Annotated in this window: 4 protein-coding genes and 1 pseudogene; all 5 read right to left on the bottom strand. The window is 48.4% G+C overall.

Annotation, left to right across the window (positions count from 1 at the left end):
• Positions 1-71 precede the first annotated feature (71 nt).
• Positions 72-227 (bottom strand): annotated as a pseudogene (locus tag SHK35_RS05760) (NUDIX domain-containing protein); the annotation flags it as partial.
• A complete protein-coding gene (locus tag SHK35_RS05755; RefSeq protein ID WP_318709028.1) occupies positions 224-1,732 on the bottom strand; it encodes a peptidoglycan D,D-transpeptidase FtsI family protein in 1,509 nt (502 codons plus the stop codon). The pseudogene SHK35_RS05760 and the gene SHK35_RS05755, both read right to left, overlap by 4 nt.
• Complete coding sequence (locus SHK35_RS05750; protein WP_318709027.1) at positions 1,710-3,044, bottom strand: FtsW/RodA/SpoVE family cell cycle protein; 1,335 nt, start codon at positions 3,042-3,044, stop codon at positions 1,710-1,712. Before SHK35_RS05750 ends, SHK35_RS05755 begins: the two co-directional genes overlap by 23 nt.
• A 23-nt stretch (positions 3,045-3,067) precedes the next feature.
• Entirely contained in the window at positions 3,068-5,479 is a 2,412-nt protein-coding gene (locus tag SHK35_RS05745; protein ID WP_318709025.1) for a peptidase U32 family protein, read from the bottom strand.
• An 88-nt stretch (positions 5,480-5,567) separates the two neighbouring features.
• The gene (gene zapA / locus SHK35_RS05740) at positions 5,568-5,972 is read right to left on the bottom strand and encodes a cell division protein ZapA (protein ID WP_318704214.1); all 405 of its coding nucleotides are present in this window, start codon (positions 5,970-5,972) and stop codon (positions 5,568-5,570) included.
• Positions 5,973-6,000 lie beyond the last annotated feature (28 nt).

Raw genomic sequence — 6,000 nt, 5'->3', positions numbered from 1 at the left:
AATATCTGAATAAGACCTGAAAAAAGGAATTCAGAAGAGAGTGACAGGATATGAAGTTATTTACCTTTCAAAACTGCCCGCAGGGCGGTCTCCTTGTACGCCTCTCCCTGTTCTACCGTTCCCTTCGGCAGAACCCAGCCCTCATATTTGTTTTTATAATTCTTATACAGGAGCAAAATCTTTCCACGAAAAATCACCACGCCGCCGCAGCTTGTTGCTTCTATCATTGCAATTCCTCCTGACTGGTGTATTTTTCACTGAAATAGGTATCAAATATACGCTTTGCAATGGGCACCGCATAGTCTCCTCCCGAACCTGCCCCCTCCACGATTATGGTCACGCAGACCTCCGGGTCCTCTACAGGAGCAAAGCCGGTAAACCAGGCATGACTGTTTCCCTTTACAGTACCGTATTCGGCGGAGCCGGTTTTTCCTGCCGCCGTATATTGCAGACCGGAAAGCTTAGAGGCGGTTCCCTCTTCCACCACAGCAGTCATCAGTTCCTTTAAAAGGCCGGCTTCTTCCTCAGACATCAGTCTCCCATAGCTGTCTGGCTGGAAGCTTTTTACCACCTTTCCCTCAGCACTTTCCACCCGGTCTACTACATAAGGCTTGTATAAAATGCCGTCGCCTGCAATGGCGCTGGTGATCATGTTTAAATGGATGGGCGTGATCTGGGTTTTCCCCTGTCCGATGGAGGTCTGCATCATTTCCGCCGATGACATATCATCAGACACCAGCACAGAGCTTTGGGAATAGCTGAGGGTTAAGGGCAGCTCCCGGTTAAACAGAAGGCTCTCCAGAGTTTCCTCAAAGGCACTGCGGTCAAGTCCCATTCCGATATTTGCAAAGGAGGAATTACAGGATTTGGCAAAGGACGCCTGAAAATCCACCAGCCCGTGAACGCTGCCATGGTAGCAGCTGATCCGGCTTTCGTCCCGCTGATAGGAGCCGGTGCACTGAAAGGAATATTGATTATAGGTGTCCGGATTTTCCCGGATATATTCCAATGCCGTGACAATTTTAAAGGTAGAGCCCGGGGGATAGCGCCCCTGGGTAGCTCTGTTTAAAAGCACCGTGCTGGAAGAGTCGTTTACCAGATCGTCCCAGATATCCTGTATCTCATTGGGATCAAAATCAGGATGGGACACCAGGGCCAGGATTTTTCCCGTCTTTACCTCCGTCACCACAATGGCGCCCCGGTAAATGCTCAGCTGCTCGTCTGCAGTCTGCTGAATTTCCACATCAAGAGTAGTATATACATTATCTCCCGGATTCTTCTTCCCTGCAATATCGTTTGCCGCTTTGCTGGCAAGGGATATATTCGTATTGATCAGATAATAGTTGGCCAAAGCCTCCACGCCCATCCGACCCTGAGTGGAATAGCCCACAACATGGGAAAACAGGTTTTCATAGGGATAAACCCTGGTTTCCTCCTGGTTTCCATTCAAAACCGTCTCCGCCAGCACGTCCCCGTCCCGGGAATAGATGGTTCCCCGGTAATTTTGAGAAAGAAGCAGCTCCTGTCTGGAATTATAGCTGTTATTGATCATATCCTGCTTGCTGGTAGCCGTAAAATATATAAGATATCCCAGCATTCCCAGAAATAATGTAAAAAATAATCCTGCGGAAAGCATGATTTCCCTTTTGTTGCTCCCAAAATGTCCCAAGGCGCGGGAGGAACCCGACGGCTTTTTTTCTTTTGCGGTCTTATCTTCTTTCTGCTGCGCCATTTCGCCTTCCTCCTTCTTTCTTCAGGCGGATATAAATACCCTGAATAATGAAAAACATAATCATAGTCGTCATGACAGAGCTTCCGCCATAGCTGATAAAGGGCAATGTGACTCCTGTGAGCGGAATAAACTTGATGCCTCCTCCCACTGTGAGAAATATCTGAAAAATATACATAATGCCGATTCCATATACAATCATCTGATAGAAACGGTCGTGAATCTGCACGGCTATCTCCATCATCATCACAAAGCAGCTGATATACACAAGAATCAGGCATACGCCAAAGATGACTCCAAGCTCCTCGCACACGGCAGAAAACACAAAATCCGTATCTACATAGGGGATATCTGTAGGAGTTCCCTGTAAAAGCCCCATGCCAAACCACCCGCCGCTTCCAATGGCGAAAAGGGACTGGGTGATCTGGTAGCCCTGATTGTCGATATAGCTCCAGGGGTCCTGCCATGCCAAAACCCGTATCCGCACATGATCAAAGAGGAAGTAGGCCAGAGTGGCCGCCGCGCTTCCCCCAACGGCTCCGGCCAAAAGATACCAATAATTTTTTGTTGCGGCAAACACCACAAACACAAAGCCGATAAAAAAGATCAGTGCGCTGCCCAAATCCCTGGATACCACCAAAACCACCACATGGACGCCGGCCACAGCGGCGGTAAGAGCCACCCTTTTGAGGGAAATATCCTCCCATAGAGCCCCAGCCAGGAAAAACAAGAAAAGTATCTTTACAAATTCCGAGGGCTGGAAGGTAATGCCGCCTAAGGAAAAGGAAATTCTGGAGCCGTGGGTTACCTCTCCCAGAATCAGCACTGCGCTAAGCAGCACAATTCCCGCCAGTCCATAAAGCCAGACTATTTTTTTGAGAAATCGGATTTTGGAAAAAAGGTATGGAATGGTTAAGGAAATCATCAGGGAAATCATCACGATAATATACTGCCGCACCGCCTTCTGAAAGGACAGCCTGGATACAATGCAGAGTCCGATGCCTGTCAGCATACACATATTGTTCAGCAAAAGACGATTGATATTTTCATATAAAGTGCACACCAATATCAGCGCCGCCAGAAGAAATATCTGTACAAAGGCATAGAAAAACACATACTCCATTTCCCGGCTCACCAGAAAAAGATCCACAAAGCAGCAAAGCTGAATCAAAAACATGAAAATGTTCTGGCGCAGATAAGAGCCTTTTTGGTCCTCTTCGTCACGGTAACGGAATACCCAGAAGCACTCAAAAGTATAAAACAGCATGCAGACTGCAATAAAGTATTTGGATAGTTCAAGAATATATTCCTGCATTTTGATTCCTTTCCCAAAACCGCCTAAAGCACGCCGCGTTTTTCATGTCCGGTGGTGTACGTTCCAAAAGGCGGCGTATCCGCAGGGGAAGACAGATTCCCCTGCAGCAGCTCTTCAAAATAACGAAGGATTTGCAAAGCCTCTTCCCCCTTCTCTATGGTAAAATCAAGGCGGAAATCACAGCCTCCCATCCATTTGTCCATTTCCCGGCTGGGGGAATTTTCTAACTGCCGGGAAATTTCCCTGTGCAGAGAAAGGGGAACGCTGTTATAGATCAGATTAAAGCAGTGGACGCAGTTTTGCGCCACCGGAAAATGCTTTCCATAACGGTCAAGAAGCCAAACCGTCTCTTCCCTTCCTTTCACGCACCCTGTGGTGGTTTTAGAAACACAGTTGGCGGTAACCATCAAGGGAATATGGCCGTAAATTGGTTTTTCACAGCGGATTCCAAGAGAGTCTGCAAAAGAAACCAACGTACGCTGATCTTTCGCATTCAGCTCATAAGGCACACAGAAACCGTCCAGTGCCGTTTCTTTTACCAGGGCCTCCAGAGACCAATGATTAAAACAATAAATACCGGCATCTGTAAAAACTTTCCCTTGCCAGCGGCTATGGCCGCCTGCATGATCATGGTTTTGCATCAAAAAGCCAAGGGCCTCCAGAGAGCGGACCTGAAAGCCAGAAAAAATCTCTTCGTACTCCCGTGCAAGTTCCAACATAGTTTCCAGATAAGAGTGGTCTTCCCTTCGCAGAATGGGTGGAAGAGAAATAAAAATTTCGCTGTCATTTTTAAGCTGCCTGCACAGAGACAGTACCTGTTCCGGAGAAGAGCTGCTCTCCTCTTTCGGATGTCTCCTGCCTGCTGCTCCAAAAAGCAGATCGCCATTCACATAAAGGCGGGAAACACCCTGGGTTTCACCTGCCAGTTTTTCCAGCTGCTTTTGTGTGCTTACTGAAACGGACAGCCCAGGGGAAGCTAAGGAGGCCCCCTCCGGCAAAGGAGATTTGGCCTGGCTGCGCCAGGCAGCGGCAATCTGTTTCTGCTCCGGCAATTTTACCATTCTTTCTGCCGCTGCATATCCCCGTTTTTTTAAAACAGCCTCTTCCAGCTGCTGCACGGCCTTCCGTCTCAGCTCATTGATCTGCTTTAAGGGATAAAAAGCATCTGGACTGAGCCGAATTTCCATAGCAGGCTCCATGGACGATATCCCAGATTCAGTTTTGGAGACCGCATAAAAGCTGCTGTCTCCCAGCTTCCCCAGCTGCTTTTCGATATTTTCCCGGGTAATAGGATGCTTTTGGGCAGACTGTACCACTTCCCCCTGCACTTCCACCGTGGTATCTCCACAGGAAAAGGTTACACAAGCCGGTTTTCCCGCCTCAAATATGGCGCTAATCAAAACCGGCATCTGAAATGGCGCATCTATCCATTTCCTGCGGATTTCAGACAAAAGCGCCTGATCTGTGCCGCCATAAGCTGGGCTTTGCAGCGTAACCATTTCCCGGCCATTGCGTCTGTGGTAATAGCCCTCCTGCCGCCCTGTTCTGATATAAAGGGAAGAAAGGGCCTCCATGTCCCTTGGACTTACTTTGTAGTCTCCGCCCTTTTTACTGATTTCATAACAAAGATCAATATATTTCCGGTAAATGGCCGTCACCCCGGCAGCATATTCCGGCTTTTTCATTCTTCCCTCAATTTTAAAGGAATCAATGCCTGCCGCAATCAGCTCCGGCAGAAATTCGATGGTACACATGTCCTTGAGGCTTAAGGGATAGCATACCTGGGAACAGCCCTCCTTTGTCTGTACTGCGTAAGGAAGCCTGCAGGGCTGGGCGCATCTGCCCCGATTGCCGCTTCTGCCGCCCAGAATGCTGCTGAAGAGGCACTGGCCCGAATAGCAATAACACATGGCTCCATGGATAAAGGTTTCCAGGGCAAGGCCTGAGGATTCTTTCAACGCCTTCAGCTCCTCTAAGCTCAGCTCTCTGGCAGGAACCACGCGGCAGGCTCCCATTTTTTTCATCAAATCTGCCCCATAGGAACCGGTGATGGACATCTGTGTGCTTATATGCAGCTCAAGAGCCGGGAAATGCTCCCTGATATAGGAAAGAGCGCCTATATCCTGCACAATCACGCCGTCAAGCCCAGCCTCATAAAAGGGAAGCAGATAGTCAAACAGCTCCTCCATCTCCGCTTCCTTCATCAGCGTATTTACCGTCAGATAAACCTTTCTGCCGAAGAGATGTGCATAACGGATACACGCTGTCAGTTCCGCCTCCGTAAAATTGTCCGCATAGGCTCTTGCCCCGAACCGGGCGCCGCCCAGGTAGACCGCATCCGCCCCAGCATGTACAGCTCCGTAAAAGGCTTCTGCACTGCCGGCAGGGGCAAGGAGCTCTACTTTTTTTTCAGGAAATTGACCGCCTCTGTCCATGTAATACCTCAATTCAAATCCTTTGAAAGATTCCTTTTGCAAAAATTGTCGTAGAATGTAAAAGCTGCCCGAACACGGACAGCCTGCATTATTTTTCCTTTAACTCTGTTTCCAGCCGCACAATATTTTTAGCGTTTTCATTTAACTGTGCCTGCAGCGCCTTAATCTGCTTTTCGGCATTCTCCAGCTTGATCTGAGAGGAAATCAGCTCATGCTTCAGATCATACAGCTCCTTTTCCTTGCCCGCAAGCTCCTCCTCCAGCACAGAAATCTGCTTCTTTGCCTTGAAATAATCGTCGGCAACATTCAACTGCAGTAAAACACTCTGGGTATCCAGCGGCTGCCGTTTGAAGCTGTCTACCTTGCTGTATTCATTCATCTTATTGTTAATATAAGACGCTACCTTTTGCAAATATTCTTCGCTTTCGTATCCGCTTAAGGTAAAAACCTTGCCACCGATGATTACCTCGGTATCTGTTTTGGAAGAAGCCATGGACACACCCTCTCTGCTGCAAGCACCT

Origin of the sequence: Candidatus Acetatifactor stercoripullorum (assembly GCF_944382095.1) — a bacterium.
Lineage (GTDB): Bacteria > Bacillota > Clostridia > Lachnospirales > Lachnospiraceae > Acetatifactor > Acetatifactor stercoripullorum.
This window is presented reverse-complemented; position numbering and strand designations above follow the sequence as displayed.

Excerpts from the sequence above, each read along its gene's own strand:
- SHK35_RS05755 (WP_318709028.1), bottom strand. The coding sequence starts at position 1,732 with ATGGCGCAGCAGAAAGAAGATAAGACCGCAAAAGAAAAAAAGCCGTCG.
- SHK35_RS05745 (WP_318709025.1), bottom strand. The coding sequence starts at position 5,479 with ATGGACAGAGGCGGTCAATTTCCTGAAAAAAAAGTAGAGCTCCTTGCC.
- zapA (WP_318704214.1), bottom strand. The coding sequence starts at position 5,972 with ATGGCTTCTTCCAAAACAGATACCGAGGTAATCATCGGTGGCAAGGTT.
- SHK35_RS05750 (WP_318709027.1), bottom strand. The coding sequence starts at position 3,044 with ATGCAGGAATATATTCTTGAACTATCCAAATACTTTATTGCAGTCTGC.